Origin of the sequence: Rubellimicrobium arenae (assembly GCF_017916275.1) — a bacterium.
Classification (GTDB): Bacteria; Pseudomonadota; Alphaproteobacteria; order Rhodobacterales; family Rhodobacteraceae; genus Rubellimicrobium; species Rubellimicrobium arenae.
This window is the reverse complement of record NZ_JAFMST010000005.1, coordinates 258,538-274,131: the sequence shown is the minus strand read 5'-3', so window position 1 is coordinate 274,131 and position 15,594 is coordinate 258,538. Positions and strand designations below refer to the sequence as shown.

The window sequence follows — 15,594 nt, the reverse complement described above, 5'->3', positions numbered from 1 at the left end:
GGCTTCGGTCCGCCCTAGCCGTTTCGAAGCACGTCCAGCACCGTTTGGGTCGGCACGTCGTCGGCCACGAAGGCCCGTCCGATGCCGCGGGCGAGGATGAAGCGCAGCTTGCCGCCGACGGCCTTCTTGTCCTGCCCCATCAGCTTCAAAAGCTCTTCGGCCGTCGGCAGCCCGCCCGGGACGTCGGCGAGGTTGCACTTCATTCCCATCGCACGGAGATGCGCGCGGACGCGTGACGGGTCTTCCTGGCTGCACAGGCCCAGCCGCGCGGACAGGTCGAAGGCCAATCCGAGCCCGACGGCAACGGCCTCGCCATGCAGAAGGCGGTCCGAGTAGCCGGTCGCCGCCTCGAGGGCATGGGCGAAGGTATGGCCGAGGTTGAGGAGGGCCCGGTCCCCTTCCTCCGTTTCGTCGCGCATGACGATCTCGGCCTTCATCTCGCAGGAGCGGCGCACGATCCGGTCCAGGGCCGAAATCTCGCCGGCCTGGATCGCAGCGCCGTTCGACTCGAGCCAGTCGAAGAACGCGGCGTCGCCGAGCAGACCGTACTTTACCACCTCGCCGTAGCCGGACAGGAAGTCCCGGCGCGGCAGGGTCGCCAGAAGGCCGGTGTCCGCAAGCACCAGCACGGGCTGGTGGAACGCTCCGACCAGGTTCTTCCCCTGTGGGGTGTTGATCCCGGTCTTGCCGCCGACCGACGAGTCCACCTGGGCCAGGAGCGTCGTCGGCACCTGGACGAAGCGGACGCCGCGCCGCAGGACCGCTGCCGCGAATCCCACGAGGTCGCCGATCACGCCGCCGCCCAGCGCCACCACGAGGTCGCGGCGCTCGACCTTCCGATCCAGGAGCCATTCGACGGTTTCCGCGAGATGACCCCAGCTTTTTGTGCCTTCGCCCGGCGGAAGGACGAGGACTTCGGAATCGATCCCGGCGGCGGAAAGGGAATCACGGAACGCTTCCCAGTGAAGTGCAGCCACATGGGCGTCGGTCACGACCGCGACCCGGGGACGACGCAGCAGTGGCCCGAGAAACCGTCCGGCGCCGGCCAGGAGCCCTTGGCCGATCTCGATGTCATAGGCACGGCCGGGCAGGTCTACGCGGACGGTCATGGCGTCTCCAGAATGTCGGGGCGGCCGGCCAGGATCTCGATCGCGCGGCTCGCCGTCTCTTCGATCGAGAACCCGGGTTCGGTGCGGACGTGCAGTTCCGCCAGACGGTAGATCGGCACCCGCTGCTCATACAGCTGGGCCAGCGTCGCCCTGGGGTCGGGCGTCTTGAGGAGCGGGCGCGTGTCCTTGTGGCGCACGCGGTCCCACAACAGATCGAGGTCCGCGTCCAGCCACATGGCAACCCCTGAGGCCGAGATCGCCTGCCGGTTCCGTTCCGCCATGTAGGCCCCGCCCCCGGTGGACAGGATCACGGGCGGACCGGACAGCAGCCGGGCGATGACTTCAGCCTCCCGGTCGCGGAAGAAGGGCTCTCCGTCCCGGGCGAAGATCTCGGGGATGGTCGCCTTCGCCGCATCCTCGATGGCGGCGTCGCTGTCGAGGAACGGCACCCCGAGTCGCGCGGCCAGTGCCTTGCCGACGGCGGTCTTGCCCGATCCCATCATGCCGACCAGCACGAGGCTGCGGCGAAGCCGTGCGGACGCGGGCTCCGAAACCGGGGCCTTGCGCGCGCGCGGGGCTTTTTTCTTCGGTTCGCTCCCTGCCATCCACCGGGCCATGCTGTGGCGGGCCGGCCCATGTGGGACCGTGCCGATTTCATCTTTGCATGACCTAATGGGGTGAACTCCGGGAAAAGGCCATATATAACCCGACCGGCGGCGCAGGTTGGCCGCTGGGGGATCGGACGGGACGATGTGGCGACTCATCAAGGTTCTGCTGATCCTGGCGGTGCTCGCCGGGATCGCACTGATAGCCTTTGCCTATGTGGGTCCCCTCATCCTGCCGGGCGACTTCCAGCCGCCTTCGCATCAGGTCGAAGAACCCGTGGAACTGAACCTTCAGTGACCCAGCGAGTCGCCCTTGCCGCCACGCTGATCCTGCTGGCCACGCCGATCGCGGCCCAGGACTCTGCGGCCCCCTTGTCCGCGATCGACTGGCTGTCCCAGAGCGTGGAAAGCGCCTCGGCCTCGCGGGTCGAGCAGCCACCCCGGCCCGAGCCGCCGGTTACCGGGAACGCGGCGGCTCCGACCATCTCGGTGGCGCCACTCGCGGCGGCGGCCAGCGCTACGGGCATCCTGCCGCCCGAAGTCACTGGCCTGCCCCTCGACCTCTGGGCCAAGAGCGATGAAAGCGTCCTGATATCGCTGATCCGGGCCGAGCAGACAGAGACCCTGCCCGCCCTTCAGGAGCTCATGGTCACGCTCATGCTAGCTGAGGCCAGCGCCCCGGTGAACGGGTCCGCAGACGCCATGTTCCTGGCTCGCGTGGACAAGCTTCTGGACCTCGGAGCCCTGGAGGCGGCGCAGTCGCTGCTCGAATCGGGCGACCTTCATGACGCCGAGACCTTCCGCCGCTGGTTCGACGTATCCCTGCTTCGCGGCACCGAGGCGGACGCCTGTACGCTCCTGCGCGACAACACCTCCCTCGCGCCCACGCTGATGGCGCGGGTGTTCTGCCTGGCCAGGAACGGCGACTGGAACGCGGCCGTGCTGACGCTGAACAGCGCGCGGGCGCTAGGCGACGTCACGCCGGACGAGGACGGGCTCCTGACCCGGTTCCTCGATCCCGAGTTCGCGGAACCGGAGGAAGACCTCCTGCCCCCATCCCGCCCGAGTCCGTTGGTGTATCGCCTGAAGGAGGCGGTGGGTGAGTTGATGCCCACATCCGGCCTGCCTTTGGCCTTCTCTCACGCGGACCTGCGGGACATCGTGTCTTGGCGCGCGCAGATCGAAGCGGCCGAGCGATTGGCCCGACACAGCGTCCTGTCCGAGAACGTCCTTCTGGGAATCTACACGGCGCGCGCGCCCGCGGCTTCGGGGGGGATCTGGGACCGCGCCGCTGCGATCCAGAGGCTGGATCGTGCCTTGTCGGCAAAGGACAAGGCTGCCGTCGGCGACGCCCTACTGCCAGCCTGGAAGGCCATGCAGGATGTGGACCTCGAGGTGCCGTTCGCGCGGCTCTTCGGACAGCCTCTCCTGGACCTCGGGCTCGACGGTGAAGCCGGCACATTGGCGCACCGGATCGCCCTGCTCTCTCCCAGCTACGAGGACGCCGCCCGGTCCTATGCCCCCATCTCTGCCCAGGACCGCGTGCTGCGGGCCGTGGCGAGCGGAGAGGTGACAGAGGACCTCGTGGGAGGAGACGCCCCCTCCGAAGCGGTCCTGTCGGGATTCCGGAACCCCACCCTGTCCGAGCCCCTGAAAGCCGCCATCGAGGAGGGCCGCACCGGCGAGGCCATCCTGAGGGCCATCGCGGCCTTTCAGCAGGGCTTGGACGGTGACCACAAGGCGATCACCGAAGCTTTGGCCACCCTGTCGTCCGTCGGGCTGGACGACGTGGCGCATCGGGCGGCGCTGCAATACCTGCTGCTGGACGCCCGCGCATGAGCGAGGGGCGCTGGATCGAGGCGTTCCTCGACACCATCGCCGCCGAACGCGATGCCGCGCTGAACACCAGGATGGCGTATCGGCGCGATCTCGAAGATTTCGCGGTATGGCTCGCTGGACGGCGGGTCCATCTGGGAACCGCCACCCGGTCGGATATCGATGGATATCTGTCCTCCTGCGAGGCTGACGGGCTCTCCAAGGCGACACGGGCGCGACGGCTTTCGTCGATCCGGCAATTCTTCCGCTTTGCCCTCGATGAAGGCTTGCGCACCGACAATCCGTCGCTCCGCCTTGCTGGCCCAGGCCGGTCACGCAAGCTGCCGGGGACCTTGGACGTCCCGGAGATCGAGGCGCTGATCGCTGCGGCCCGGACAGCGCCGCGCGACCGAACCCGGAGCACCTGCCTTCTGGAGGTGCTCTATGCGACGGGGATGCGGGTCAGCGAACTCGTGTCGCTGCCGGTGGGAGCCGCGCGCGGCGACCCCAGGGTGCTCCTCGTGAAGGGCAAAGGCGGGAAGGAGCGCATCGTTCCGCTCTCTGTCACGGCCCGCGAGGCGTTGGCCCATTGGCTGAGTGAGAGGGATGGCGCCGAGGCGGCGCGGGGCGGCGCCGGGCCGGCGTCCCGCTTCCTGTTCCCGTCCCGTGGATCGGCTGGACATCTCACCCGTCAGGGCTTTTTCGGGATGCTCAAGGAACTCGCTCTTCGGGCTGGGATCCCGCCGGAGCGCGTGACCCCGCACCGGCTTCGGCACGCCTTTGCCACCCATCTGCTGGCGGGCGGTGCCGACCTTCGGTCGATTCAGGTCATGCTGGGCCATGCCGATGTGGCGACAACGGAAATCTACACCCACGTCCTCGACGAGAAACTGAAGGAACTGGTCCTCACCAGGCATCCGTTGGCTCAACCGGACGGGGATGCCAGTTAGTGGAACGGCCTTCCTCGTGTCCCGGCGCGCCGTGCTCAACGTCGAATTAACTAAGGTCTGCGAATCTGCAGTTGTTCGGGATGCAGCAAGTCCCCTCGCAGTCCGAACACTTCCTCCCTGTGAACTTGCCGCGCCTTCGGGCGCGGCGCTTTTCCGTTCCAGCGGGCAGCGGCTCCGGGCAGGCTGCCGGCGGGAATCCCGTTGACGCATAAGGACAGTTGCCCTAACGTCCGCTTGAAAGCTGGCCAAGTCCGGCAGGGAGAAAGTGGGAAAGGGGTGCGGGTTCGCACCCCTTTCTCATTTTCTTGATCTCCGCATCCTTGCCCCTCCTTCGGGAGCATGAGCCCCTGACACTCCGGCCTGCGCGTGCTAAGCGCGGCCCGACGCCACATTCGGAACGGACACGACTCGATGCCGATCTCGCTCAAGCCCCTCACCTTCCTGGCCCTGGTCGCCTTGGCCGGCCCGGCCCTCGCGCAGGAGACCACCGATGCTCCCGCCACGGACCCCGCCGCCGCGGCAACGGCGCCGGCGGACGATGCCGCATCCGGGGCCGATCAGGCCAATCCAACCACCGACCTGAACATGGGCGAACCGGCAGCCGCCTCGGGCGAGCCGCAAGTCGGCCAGCCCTACACCCGCGAGTCGTTCGGCGATTGGGCCCTGCGTTGCCTCAAGTCCGCCGAAGGTCCGGACCCCTGCCAGCTTTACCAGCTTCTGCATGACGATCAGGGCAACACCGTCGCCGAGATCAGCATGTTCCCGCTGCCCGAAGGCCAGCGGGCCGCGGCTGGCGCGACGATCGTGGCCCCGCTGGAGACCCTTCTCACTGAAGAGCTGACCCTTTCGGTCGACGGCACGGGCGCGCGCCGCTATCCCTTCACGTTCTGCAACCGCGCTGGATGCATCGCCCGGGTCGGGTTCACCGCCGAGGAGTTGGCTCAGTTCAAGCGGGGCAACTCTGCGCAACTGTCGATCGTCCCCGCCGCGGCGCCGGACCAGACCGTCGACCTGACGATCTCCCTTTCGGGCTTCACCGCCGGCTTCGACGCGAGCTCGGTGCCGCCGGACGCCGCCGAGCAGCAGTAACCTCCAAACCCCAGGCGTCCTGCCCGCCGTGGCGGGACGCGTGGGTCAGGCGGCCTTCAGCGCAAGCACGGCGTTGAGGCCGCCGAACGCGAAGGCGTTCGACAGGCACGCTTCGACCTTCGCGTCACGCGCGACGTTCGGCACGACGTCCAGCAGGCAGTCCGGATCGGGCGCTTCGTAACCGATGGTTGGTGCGACGACGCCCTCCCGCAGGGCCATCAGACAAGCCAGAAGCTCGATGGCTCCCGTTCCGCCGATCACATGCCCATGCATCGCCTTGGTCGAGGAGATCATCAGCGACCCGGCGTGATTGCCGAAGGTGCGGGACAGGGCCGCGCATTCCGTTCGATCGTTGGCAGCCGTCCCGGTCCCGTGGGCGTTCACGTAACCGATCGACTCGGCGCTCAGCCCGGCATCGGCAAGGGCCGCACGCATGGCCCGGTCCGCCCCGTCAACCGAGGGTGTCACGATCTCCCCGGCGTCGGCCGTCATGCCGAAGCCGGCGACTTCCGCGAGGATCTCGGCCCCGCGGGACACGGCGCGGTCCCAGTCCTCGAACACGAAGACCGCCGCCCCCTCGCCCTGGATCATGCCACTCCGGTTGGCGCTGAACGGTCGGCAAGCGTCGCTCGACATGACACGCAGGCCTTCCCAAGCCTTGATGCCGCCAAAGCAAAGCATGGCTTCGGACCCGCCCGTCAGCATGACATCCGCGGCGCCCGAGCGCACCATCTGCAAGGCCAACCCCATCGCGTGGTTCGACGATGCGCAAGCCGAAGAGACGGTGAAGGTCGGCCCCTGGAGCCCGTGCTGCATGCTCAGCGCACTTGACGCGGCGTTGGCCATGAGGCGCGGGACCACGAAGGGGTGAACGCGATTCTTCCCTTCCTGGTAGACCGTGCGATAGTTGTCATCGACCGTCGAGAGTCCGCCGCCGCTGTTGCCGAGGATCGCTCCGGCACGCAACTTCAGAGCGTCGTCCAGGACAAGGCCGGACTGCGCGACGGCCTGTTCGGCCGCGATCAGGGCGAACTGCGTGAAGCGGTCGAACAGGGTCAGCTGCTGCCGCCCGAACCTTGCCGTCTCGTCGTAGTCCTTGACCTGCGCGCCAATCTGGACGGAAAGGCGCTCGACGTCGCGCAGGGCCAGCTGGTCGATCCCGCAGCGCCCCTCCCGCATGGCGGCGAAGGTGGATGGCACGTCGTGACCCAGGGCATTGATCGTCCCCGCGCCCGTGATCGCGACACGACGCATCAGGCCCGCCCCGAGATCAGCCTTTCGACGGCCTCGATGATACTCCGCACCGACGAGATGTCGAAGTCGCTTGCCTCGGGATCGTTGGCGTTGAACGGAACCTGGATGTCGAAGGCTTCCTCGATGGCATAGATGCTCTCGACCACACCGAGCGAGTCGATGCCGAGGTCAGCCAGCGTCATATCCTCGCGGACATCGGACGGGGCCAGAAGCGCCTGCTCTGCGATGATGGCGATGACGCGCCCGCGCGTGTCCATTGGTTGTCCCCGGTGCCAGTTGGGCCTGACTTACTCATCCTTCCGGGGCTTTGGAACCCCTGCGGCAAGGTCGCGCAGAAGGCGCGGCAGCCGCCGCAGCGCCTTGTAGCTTTCGATCTGCACGTCCATCCGCGTCGCCGGATAGCCCATCATGACACGACCCGCCGGCACGTTCGACAGGGCCGCCGTATTCGCGGTCAGCACGGCGTCGTTGCCGACCGTCAGGTTGTCGCCGACCCCGGCACGGCCGCCCAGCACGACCCTGTCGCCAAGGACACTCGAGCCGGCGACGGCGGCCTGCCCGCAAAGAAGGCAATGCCGCCCGATGACGACGTTGTGGGCGACCATCACCAGGTTGTCGATCTTGGTCCCATCCCCGATGCTGGTAGGCCGGATGGTTCCCGCATCGATGGTGGCCGAAGAACCCACCTCGACGTCGTCACCGATGGCCACGCCCCCGAGCGAGTGGATCCGGTGCCAGGTCGGGTCCGCAGGCACAGGCACCTCGCCTCGGCCCAGCGTCTCCCGGGCGATCTCGACATAGGCGGGCTCACGGGTCACGAAGGAAAATCCGTCGCCGCCGATCACCGCATTCGGCTGGACGACGACACGCGCCCCGATCCGCACGCGGCGCCCGATCCGAGCCCCGGCGTGGAGCAGGCCCTGCGGACCGATCCGCGCGTCGGTCCCGACGGTGACATGCGGACCAAGCCGCGTGCCGTCCCCGATCACCGCGCCCGGTCCCACCACGGACAGCGGCCCGATTCCGACGTTGCGCCCCAAGCGGGCGGTCGGATCGATGATCGCCGAGGGGTGGACCCCAGCCGGATAGGGGCTCTCATCGAGGAGTTGCGTCAACCCGGCGAGGGCGAGCCTCCCCCGCGGCGCGAAGACCGCCGCCTGGAGACCCAGCGCCCGCCAGTCGGCGCCGGGCCAAAGGACGGCGGCTCGCGCCGTTCCGCGCGCCAGTGTCTCAGCCCAGGCCGGGGCGAGCGCGAGCGCGAGGTCCCGCGGCCCGGCCGTGCCCGGCTCGGACGCGCGGTCCACCTCGATGGAGAGGTTTCCCGCAGCCTCGGCCTGCAGGGCTTCGGCAATCTCCGCGATGGTCGGCATGTGCATCCCCGTGCTTGTCGGGGCGCGTTCTAGCCCTGGAGCGGCGCGGCCTCCACCCCTTGAGCTTCGAGAGCGGCCCAGATGCGCCCATCGCGGCCGTACACGTCACGCCGAAACTGGAGGCCCCCGCGAACGTTCGTGAATGCGGTCCGGTATTCGAGGTGGACGGGAATCGGCTGGTCCAGATTGACGCGCGTCTCGGCGCCCGACCGGAGCTTGTCCTGGAAGAACCCCTGCGGATCGGAGGTCTGCCGCGCCAGCAGGCGGTAGGCGAAGTCGCGCGGGTCGGCCAGGCGGACGCATCCATGGCTGAAGGCCCGTGTCTCACGCTGGAACAGGTCCTTGGCCGGAGTGTCGTGCAGGTAGATGTTCCACGGGTTCGGGAACATGAACTTGACCACCCCGAGGGCGTTGCTGTCGCCGGGAGGCTGGCTCATCGCGAAGGGAAAGTTCGACGGCGTATACGCGCCGAAGTTCACGGCGCCCCGGTCGATCGCGCGGCCCGAAGAGTCGGTAATCCGGAGGTGGCCGGCGGCGTTCGGATTGCTCTGCAGTTGCGGCAGGTATTCCTTGACGATGATCGAGCGCGGCACGAACCAGCTCGGGTTGATCACCATGAACTGCATGAGATCCGAGAATTCGGGGGTCTGCCGGTCCTCGGCGTTCCCGCCGATAACGGCGCGGGTGCGGAAGGTCGGCACCTCGTCGTCCACGATCATGGCCGAGAAGTCGGTCAGGTTCACCCAGACATGACGGGCTCCGCGCGGCCCTGCGTTCCAGCGCTCCCGCTCGAGCGCCACGAGCACGGATCGCAGCCGGTCGGTCGGCGACAGGTTGACCTGCTCAAGGGTGCCTGACCCGGCCACGCCATCCGCCGCTAGGCCATGTTCGGCCTGGAACGCCCGCACGGCCTGAGTCATTGCCGCGTCGTAACGTGCGGTGGCCGTCGGCGTGAGATATCCCATGTCGATCAGGCGATCACGGAGCGCGATCACGCCCGGTCCGTCCTGGCCCGGCTCGTAGGCGGTCCCGGCCACCTCGCGGCCCCAGCCCCCGTTCGCGATCAGCTCCTCCAGGCGGATCTTCTCCCGGAGAAGGCGGGCGTATTCCGGCGTGGCCGGCGCCAGCCCACGGATGAAGGAGACGGGCTCCTCTTCCGGAAGGACCGTGATGATCCCCAAGGGGTCTGCCGCCAGCACCTCGCGCTTGATGTGGGGATCGACCTTGGACGGAACGAGCATCCCGGCATTCAGGTCCCCCGCGAGCCTGAGGAACGCCTGGCTCACCTCGACCTCGGCGCGCCCCTGGTCATAGGGGGACCTTGCCTCCTGCAAGCGACGGACGAGGGCCTCGGGATCGTGACGCTGCCCCCCGAGGCCGTGCATCGGAGCCTCGGCCATGGCCGCCAGCAAGGCATTGCGACGGGCTACGACGGCGTCGTCCGCCCCGGTCCAGATCCCCTCGAACGAGCGGCCGCGATAGAAGGCGGCAAGGACATCGCTCTGCGCGGCCGCCTCGGCGACGCCTTGGCGGAATCCCGTCACCGCGGACAGCGCAGTGGCTCCCGTTGCGGGAAGCGAAGCTGCCAGGGCGCCTGCGGACAAGCCCGCAAGGAATCGGCGTCGGGATGTCATGGTCATGGGGGCCTCGGGCTGCTGATGCGGGGACAAGGTGAAGATAGTGGGTTTCCGCCGAGGACGCCACAACGCGCCTGCCATGGCGGGGTGAGGCGATCGGGCATTTCTGCAACAGCGAACGGCCGCCCAGCATGTGAGCAGATTCCCGCCTAGTTAACTAGATGGCAAGAAACTCTGTGGCAGTCTGACCTTGGTAGAGCTCGCGAGTCATGTCATAGTCGTGAGGCATCTGGGCAAGGATGACAAAAAATACCCATGAAACATGGGTTTATAATATAGGCGACGGGACAGGCGCTGGCGGTATGGACAACAACAGCTCTTCGGGCATTTCTCGGCGTGCGCTCTTGGGCGTGTTCGCAGCAACGGCAGTCACGGCTGCCCCAACTCTGACAAACGCGGCTGGCCTGCTTCGCGGGGCAGGCGATATCCGGCGGGTCCGCATGTATTCGGGCCGTACCGGTGAACATATGGACACGATCTACTGGATCGACGGCGAATACATCGCCGAAGCCGTCCGGGAGATCAGCATGTTCATGCGCGACTGGCGGAACGGCCAGGCCGTGGCCATGGACACACGGACGATCGACATCATCGCGGCGACTCACAATCTCCTGGATGTGTCGGAGCCGTATATGCTGCTGTCGGGCTATCGCTCTCCACAGACCAACGCGATGCTGCGGGCGAACTCGTCGGGCGTGGCCCGCAACTCTCTTCACATGCGGGGTCAGGCGGCCGACCTCCATCTCGACTCGCGGTCGGTGAACCAGATCGCGCGGGCTGCGGCAGCGTGCCAGGCGGGTGGTGTCGGGCGTTATTCCAGCTCGAACTTCGTGCATATGGACTGCGGCGACGTCCGCACCTGGGGAAGCTGACGCCTCGCTGGGCAGCTCAACTGCCCGCATGACCGACCGATCATCGGCCCGGCCCTGTTTTCATCAGGGCTGGGCTGATCTGTCTTCGGGTGTCGGTGCGCATGACGTCGGGCAGGTCCGTGGTGCCCTTGTCGGGAATCGTGGCGCCATCCAATGACAGGTCGTTTCCTGGATCCGCCGGATCGCAGGCCAACGTGTTTGGAACGCGTTCCACATGTCTGCGGGCGCGCCCTGCCCTCGTCCATTCAGGCGGGAGCCGCGTATGGTCTGAGGTGGGCCTGATCCGTCAGACGCAAACCGCGGGGCTCCTGGAATGATCGATCGAGCCTGCCCTGACATGGGCAGCCGCTCTCCCATTCGGATCCAGCGCCTCTGTGGAGTCGGATCTGCGGGCTGCCATTCTGATCCGGAATCATCACCTCACCGCAACTGAGTCGCGATATTTCCACAATCTAGGGTCAATCTGTCGCCAGATCCTCAGGAAGAGGACGCCGGTTGAAGGACAGTGCGATGACGATCAGTGTTCCAAGCCTGCCGGCTCTCGTGGCCGGTCGCGCCCTCAAGGCCGACGCAGCAGCCGCGGCGGAGCGGACTCTCCGCGACGCCGCGCGCCTGCTCGACGCCTACGAACTGGCGGCCGGCCTCATGGACAGCCTGCCCGACGAAGCCCGCGCCAGCTTTGCCCAGGCGCTGGCCCGGAAGCTTGCCGCCACGGACAGCATGGCGAAGGCCTGCCAGTCACGACTCGATGAGGCTGTGGAGTTCTGCCGGTCGTTCGGGCGTTTCGTGTCGCCCGTGGAGATGGTCGAAGTCCCGGGTGCCTTCTTTGAGATGCTGTCGCCCTATCTCGACGATGCGATGGACCCGGTTCACCGGATGCTGGCCAAACGGGCTGGCCCGGGCTGCTCGGTCGAGCTTGTCGAATCGTTCTTCCCACGACCAGTGCCGGTCGGCGCCGCCTGACGCCGTGCCACACCCCCTCAGAAGGCGCTCCGCGCTGCGGAGATGAGGGCGTGGTGAAGCGATGCCGCCGATGAGCGCGGGCCAAGCAGAGTTATCCGGTCATCGGCCTGGCGGAGGACATAGCACCCCAGATGCTCGATGATCGTGCGGGTCGCGGAGCCCGGCACGAAGCGCACCAGGTCGAGATTGCACAGCCGTTCGAACATCGGCCGCAATGGGCCGGTCACCTCAAGCCTGACCCACGCGTCCGTCTGCTCGGTCACGGACGCCGATTCGCCAAAGATCGTCTTCAGCACAGCGGCAATGTCTTCGTAGGTGTCCTGAGGCCCCTCGATCATCCATTGGGACGGCGCAAGCCAAAAGCCCGCCCAGTCGCCCTGGCGCACCATCTGCCCCGGCGCAGGCAGGGGGATTCCGGCATCCGCGGCGATGCGGCGGACCTCATCGTCCCGCCCCCGCCGGCTCGCCAGGGACCCAAGGGCCGTCCCCATCGACTCCGCGATCCGAACCGGACCGACCGCGACCACGTCGGGCTGGTCGATGCCAAGCGCCGGCCGCGCCCTCAAGCGATGTTCACACACGGAGACGCTCTCCTTCCGGATCGACAAAGTGCGGGGATACGATCTCGACCTCGACCTCGGTCTTGGCGAGCAGGTTCACGGCCCTCAGTCGTTCGCCCAGCCGGCTGGCCCCATTCCTGAGGTAGGCCAAGGCGATCTGGTGGCCCAGGTGCGGTGAGTGGACCACCGAGGTCAGCCAGCCGTCGTCGTTGGCCGCCACGGGGTCCCGGCCCGCGGCGATCAGATGGCTTCCAGCCTCCAGCACCGCCTTGGGGTCCACCGGCCGGATGCCCACCAGCCGAAGCCCGTCGGCACGGGCGAGTTCCTCCCGCTGGGACAGGACCATGCCAATGGCATCCTTCTTCTTCGACACCATCTTGCCCAGGCCCAAGTTGAGCGCCGTGGTCTGACCGTTCAACTCGTTGCCGGCTATATGACCCTTCTCGACGCGCAGGACGCCCAGAGCCTCGGTCCCGTAGGGCATGACGCCCAGATCCTGTCCCTGCGCCATCATCTCGCGGACGAGAGCATCGCCGTACCGCGCCGGGACGGCGACCTCATAGGCCAACTCCCCCGAAAAGCTGATGCGGAACAGGCGCCCACGCAGGCCGCCGCACACCGTGACGTTGGCGCAGGCCATGTAGGGGAACGCGGCATCGGAGATATCCTGATCCACGATCCGCTGCAGCAGCCTCCGCGCGTTCGGCCCTGCAACCGAGAACTGCGCCCAGGCTTCTGTGGTGGAGATCAGCTGAATGTCGAGGTCGGGCCAAAGGCACTGCCGACAGAACTCGAGGTGCCGGAACACCGGGACCGCGTTCGCGGTCGTCGTCGTCATGATGTACTCGTGTTCGCCCAGTCGGGCGGTCGTGCCGTCATCAATGACGATGCCATCTTCGCGCAGCATGATCCCGTAGCGGACCTTGCCCACCGGAAGCGTCGAGAAGGTGTTGGCGTAAACCCGGTCAAGAAAGACACCCGCGTCGGTGCCCTGAATGTCGATCTTGCCCAGCGTGGTCACGTCGCAGATGCCGACGCCCTTACGCGTGCCCAGCACCTCCCGGTCCACCGACTGGCGCCACGTCGTCTCGCCGGGCCGAGGGAACCACTGCGCGCGCATCCATAGGCCGGCCTCGACGAAGATGGCCCCCTGTTCGGCCGCCCATCGGTGCGACGGCGTCAACCGACGCGGCTTGAAGTCCTCGCCCCGGGAGCGCCCGGCCAGCGCGCCCATGGCAACCGGCGTATAGGGCGGGCGGAACATCGTCGTCCCCGTCTCCGGGATGGACTTGCCCGTGAGCTCGGCCATCACGGCCAGGCCGAGCATGTTGGACGTCTTCCCCTGGTCGGTCGCCATGCCGAGCGTCGTGTAGCGCTTCAGATGCTCGACGCTCCGGAAGTTCTCCTGATGCGCGAGCCTGACGTCCTTGACCGTGACGTCGTTCTGCAGATCCACCCAGGCCCGCCCCGCGCCGGACACATGCCAGAGCGGCGAAAGGCGCACGGGGGCATCTTCCGCCTCGGGAAGTTCGGGCTTCTGAGTGGGAAGCCCCAACTCCTCCAGCACGTCGTTGGCCCGGGCTGCCCCGGTGGCAAGCGCTCCATGGGTGGACATGACGCCCGCCGCCGCGCCAGCAACCTTCAGCCCCTTGGGTCCATTCGGACTGGGCACGAAGGCTGCAATGGATTCGTCCCAGACCGGACGTGCCGACTGATGCGAGGTGAGCGCAACCGCCGGATTCCAGCCGCTGGACACGGCCAGGCAGTCGCAGGCGATCCGATCCTCGCGGCCCCGGCCATCACGAAAGGTGACGCCGCGCAAGCCGAGCCGTCCAGCAGCATCGGTGACCACGGCCCCCTTGATATGCCGGATGCCCGGCAGCCGATCCCCTTCAGCGCGGGCATCGATCACGGCGGCCACGTCCACGCCCGCCGCGTCCAGGTCACGGGCCGTGCGCAGTCCGTCGTCGTTGTTGACGAAGAGGGCGACGCGCCGCCCCGCCGCCACGCCCCAGCGGTTGGCATAGGTCCGCACCGCGCCAGCGAGCATGATCCCGGGCCGGTCGTTGTTGCGGAACGCGATTGGCCGTTCCACGGCACCGGCGGCCAGGATCGCCTGCCTGGCGTAGACACGCCAGAGGATCTGCCGGGGCTTGCCCGCCTCGGGAGCGGGCAGGTGGTCGGCCACGCGCTCCACCGCGCCGTAGATGCCGTGGTCAAAGACACCGAAGACTGTCGTGCGCGTCATGAGGCGCACGTTCGGCAAGGCAGAGAGTTCCGCGACCACGGATTGGGCCCAGGCTGATCCCATCTGGCCGCCCACGGACAGGGTTTCCGCGTTCAGGCGCCCCCCAAGGACGAAGTCCTCGTCCATGAGGATGACCCGGGCCCCGGCCCGTCCAGCCGTCCGCGCCGCCATGAGGCCCGCAGGACCGCTTCCGATCACGAGCAGGTCGGCATGAAGGAAGCCCTTGTCGTAGCAGTCCGGGTCCTCGGCGCGAGAAAGGCTGCCCAAACCGGCCGCGCGACGGATCACCGGCTCATAGAGCGTCTCCCAGAAGGCCGCCGGCCACATGAAGGTCTTGTAGTAGAAGCCTGCGGTCAGGAACGGCGAAAGAAGGTCGTTGATGCCCATGACATCAAAGGCGAGGGACGGCCAGCGGTTCTGACTGCACGCCTCAAGACCATGGAAGAGTTCGACCACCGTCGCACGGGAGTTCGGCTCCTGACGGGCCCCCGAGCGGAGCTCGACCAAGGCGTTCGGCTCTTCGGACCCTGCGGTCAGGACGCCGCGCGGGCGATGGTACTTGAAGCTGCGGCCCATCAGGCGAACGCCGTTGGCCAGCAGCGCCGACGCAAGGGTGTCCCCGGGATGCCCCCGGTAGCTGCGCCCGTCGAAGGCGAACTCCAGGCTGCGGCTGCGGTCGATCAGGCCACCCGGCAGCCGCTCCGGGGTGCTTGTCGCGTCTCGGCCCTGCCCGGCTCGAACACCATCCCCGCTGTAGCGAGGGTCGTGAGGCCTGGTATCGCCCTTGACGAAACCGAACAACTCGCCCTGTCCGGCGAAGGTCCCCGACACGCGCGCGTTCATCGCGACCGTCCCCTTGCTCGCGCCACATCCTGCGCCAGCACAGCCCCAAGGATCTCGTGAGTGACGGTGTTGCGGGTCACCACGATCCAGGACCGGTCGCCCTGCTCGTGGAACCAGAGTTCCCGGTGGATCCCGGCCGGATTGTCCCTGAGGTACAGGTAGTCGTGAAACGCCTCCGGGTTGGCCAGCCCGTCGGGCCGGTCGATCAGGGCGGCGTCGCCGAGATAGGTGAACTCCTGCGCGTCGCGCAGGCCCAGGATCGGATGCGGAATCAGCATC

Annotated in this window: 15 protein-coding genes; 6 read left to right on the top strand and 9 right to left on the bottom strand. The window is 67.6% G+C overall.

Annotation, left to right across the window (positions count from 1 at the left end; all coding sequences use genetic code 11):
• Positions 1–14: 14 nt before the first annotated feature.
• Both aroB and J3P31_RS10040 read right to left on the bottom strand, forming a co-directional pair.
• Entirely contained in the window at positions 15–1,109 is a 1,095-nt protein-coding gene (gene aroB / locus J3P31_RS10045) for a 3-dehydroquinate synthase (protein ID WP_210528295.1), read from the bottom strand.
• A complete protein-coding gene (locus J3P31_RS10040; RefSeq protein WP_210528294.1) occupies positions 1,106–1,714 on the bottom strand; it encodes a shikimate kinase in 609 nt (202 codons plus the stop codon). Before J3P31_RS10040 ends, aroB begins: the two co-directional genes overlap by 4 nt.
• A 145-nt stretch (positions 1,715–1,859) precedes the next feature.
• Between J3P31_RS10040 and J3P31_RS10035 the strand changes: the two genes are divergently transcribed.
• The 4 genes from J3P31_RS10035 (at position 1,860) to J3P31_RS10020 (ending at position 5,568) form a co-directional block, all read left to right on the top strand.
• Positions 1,860–2,012: a hypothetical protein gene (locus J3P31_RS10035; protein WP_210528293.1), complete on the top strand. Its 153-nt coding sequence runs from the start codon at positions 1,860–1,862 to the stop codon at positions 2,010–2,012.
• The gene (locus tag J3P31_RS10030) at positions 2,009–3,553 is read left to right on the top strand and encodes a hypothetical protein (protein WP_368373059.1); all 1,545 of its coding nucleotides are present in this window, start codon (positions 2,009–2,011) and stop codon (positions 3,551–3,553) included. Before J3P31_RS10035 ends, J3P31_RS10030 begins: the two co-directional genes overlap by 4 nt.
• Positions 3,550–4,479, top strand: a complete 930-nt coding sequence (locus J3P31_RS10025) for a tyrosine recombinase (protein WP_210528292.1) — start codon at positions 3,550–3,552, stop codon at positions 4,477–4,479. The genes J3P31_RS10030 and J3P31_RS10025 overlap by 4 nt, the downstream gene beginning before the upstream one ends.
• Before the next feature lie 411 nt (positions 4,480–4,890).
• The gene (locus J3P31_RS10020; protein WP_210528291.1) at positions 4,891–5,568 is read left to right on the top strand and encodes an invasion associated locus B family protein; all 678 of its coding nucleotides are present in this window, start codon (positions 4,891–4,893) and stop codon (positions 5,566–5,568) included.
• Between the two features lie 45 nt (positions 5,569–5,613).
• On the opposite strand, the gene J3P31_RS10015 is transcribed toward J3P31_RS10020, so the two are convergent.
• From J3P31_RS10015 to J3P31_RS10000, 4 genes are read right to left on the bottom strand one after another with little or no spacing between them, the layout of a single operon-like run.
• Positions 5,614–6,822, bottom strand: coding sequence for a beta-ketoacyl-[acyl-carrier-protein] synthase family protein (locus J3P31_RS10015; protein WP_210528290.1), 1,209 nt, complete (start codon positions 6,820–6,822; stop codon positions 5,614–5,616).
• Positions 6,822–7,079 (bottom strand): acyl carrier protein, encoded by a 258-nt coding sequence (locus tag J3P31_RS10010; RefSeq protein WP_210528289.1) that lies wholly within the window; start codon positions 7,077–7,079, stop codon positions 6,822–6,824. The genes J3P31_RS10015 and J3P31_RS10010 overlap by 1 nt, the downstream gene beginning before the upstream one ends.
• A 30-nt stretch (positions 7,080–7,109) precedes the next feature.
• Positions 7,110–8,192 carry a UDP-3-O-(3-hydroxymyristoyl)glucosamine N-acyltransferase gene (locus J3P31_RS10005; protein ID WP_210528288.1) on the bottom strand — a complete coding sequence of 361 codons (1,083 nt, stop codon included), beginning with the start codon at positions 8,190–8,192 and terminating at the stop codon, positions 7,110–7,112.
• Positions 8,193–8,221: 29 nt separating this feature from the next.
• Positions 8,222–9,832 (bottom strand): L,D-transpeptidase family protein, encoded by a 1,611-nt coding sequence (locus J3P31_RS10000; RefSeq protein ID WP_368373058.1) that lies wholly within the window; start codon positions 9,830–9,832, stop codon positions 8,222–8,224.
• Between the two features lie 299 nt (positions 9,833–10,131).
• On the opposite strand from J3P31_RS10000, the gene mepK reads away from it, so the two are divergent.
• Both mepK and J3P31_RS09990 read left to right on the top strand, forming a co-directional pair.
• Positions 10,132–10,701, top strand: a complete 570-nt coding sequence (mepK, locus tag J3P31_RS09995; RefSeq protein WP_210528287.1) for a peptidoglycan L,D-endopeptidase MepK — start codon at positions 10,132–10,134, stop codon at positions 10,699–10,701.
• A 510-nt stretch (positions 10,702–11,211) separates the two neighbouring features.
• A complete protein-coding gene (locus tag J3P31_RS09990; protein ID WP_210528286.1) occupies positions 11,212–11,664 on the top strand; it encodes a hypothetical protein in 453 nt (150 codons plus the stop codon).
• Positions 11,665–11,681: 17 nt separating this feature from the next.
• Here J3P31_RS09990 and J3P31_RS09985 read toward each other — a convergent pair whose 3' ends face one another.
• From J3P31_RS09985 to J3P31_RS09975, 3 genes are read right to left on the bottom strand one after another with little or no spacing between them, the layout of a single operon-like run.
• On the bottom strand, positions 11,682–12,245 hold the full coding sequence (locus tag J3P31_RS09985) for a sarcosine oxidase subunit gamma (RefSeq protein ID WP_210528285.1): 564 nt from the start codon (positions 12,243–12,245) through the stop codon (positions 11,682–11,684).
• Positions 12,238–15,315 carry a sarcosine oxidase subunit alpha family protein gene (locus tag J3P31_RS09980; protein WP_210528284.1) on the bottom strand — a complete coding sequence of 1,026 codons (3,078 nt, stop codon included), beginning with the start codon at positions 15,313–15,315 and terminating at the stop codon, positions 12,238–12,240. Before J3P31_RS09980 ends, J3P31_RS09985 begins: the two co-directional genes overlap by 8 nt.
• Positions 15,312–15,593, bottom strand: coding sequence for a sarcosine oxidase subunit delta (locus tag J3P31_RS09975; RefSeq protein ID WP_210528283.1), 282 nt, complete (start codon positions 15,591–15,593; stop codon positions 15,312–15,314). The genes J3P31_RS09980 and J3P31_RS09975 overlap by 4 nt, the downstream gene beginning before the upstream one ends.
• Between the last annotated feature and the right edge of the window lies 1 nt (position 15,594).

Coding starts and splice junctions, on each gene's coding strand:
- aroB (WP_210528295.1), bottom strand. CDS start 1,109: ATGACCGTCCGCGTAGACCTGCCCGGCCGTGCCTATGACATCGAGATC.
- J3P31_RS10040 (WP_210528294.1), bottom strand. CDS start 1,714: ATGGCAGGGAGCGAACCGAAGAAAAAAGCCCCGCGCGCGCGCAAGGCC.
- J3P31_RS10035 (WP_210528293.1), top strand. CDS start 1,860: ATGTGGCGACTCATCAAGGTTCTGCTGATCCTGGCGGTGCTCGCCGGG.
- J3P31_RS10025 (WP_210528292.1), top strand. CDS start 3,550: ATGAGCGAGGGGCGCTGGATCGAGGCGTTCCTCGACACCATCGCCGCC.
- J3P31_RS10020 (WP_210528291.1), top strand. CDS start 4,891: ATGCCGATCTCGCTCAAGCCCCTCACCTTCCTGGCCCTGGTCGCCTTG.
- J3P31_RS10015 (WP_210528290.1), bottom strand. CDS start 6,822: ATGCGTCGTGTCGCGATCACGGGCGCGGGGACGATCAATGCCCTGGGT.
- J3P31_RS10010 (WP_210528289.1), bottom strand. CDS start 7,079: ATGGACACGCGCGGGCGCGTCATCGCCATCATCGCAGAGCAGGCGCTT.
- J3P31_RS10005 (WP_210528288.1), bottom strand. CDS start 8,192: ATGCCGACCATCGCGGAGATTGCCGAAGCCCTGCAGGCCGAGGCTGCG.
- J3P31_RS10000 (WP_368373058.1), bottom strand. CDS start 9,832: ATGACCATGACATCCCGACGCCGATTCCTTGCGGGCTTGTCCGCAGGC.
- mepK (WP_210528287.1), top strand. CDS start 10,132: ATGGACAACAACAGCTCTTCGGGCATTTCTCGGCGTGCGCTCTTGGGC.
- J3P31_RS09990 (WP_210528286.1), top strand. CDS start 11,212: ATGACGATCAGTGTTCCAAGCCTGCCGGCTCTCGTGGCCGGTCGCGCC.
- J3P31_RS09980 (WP_210528284.1), bottom strand. CDS start 15,315: ATGAACGCGCGCGTGTCGGGGACCTTCGCCGGACAGGGCGAGTTGTTC.
- J3P31_RS09975 (WP_210528283.1), bottom strand. CDS start 15,593: ATGCTGATTCCGCATCCGATCCTGGGCCTGCGCGACGCGCAGGAGTTC.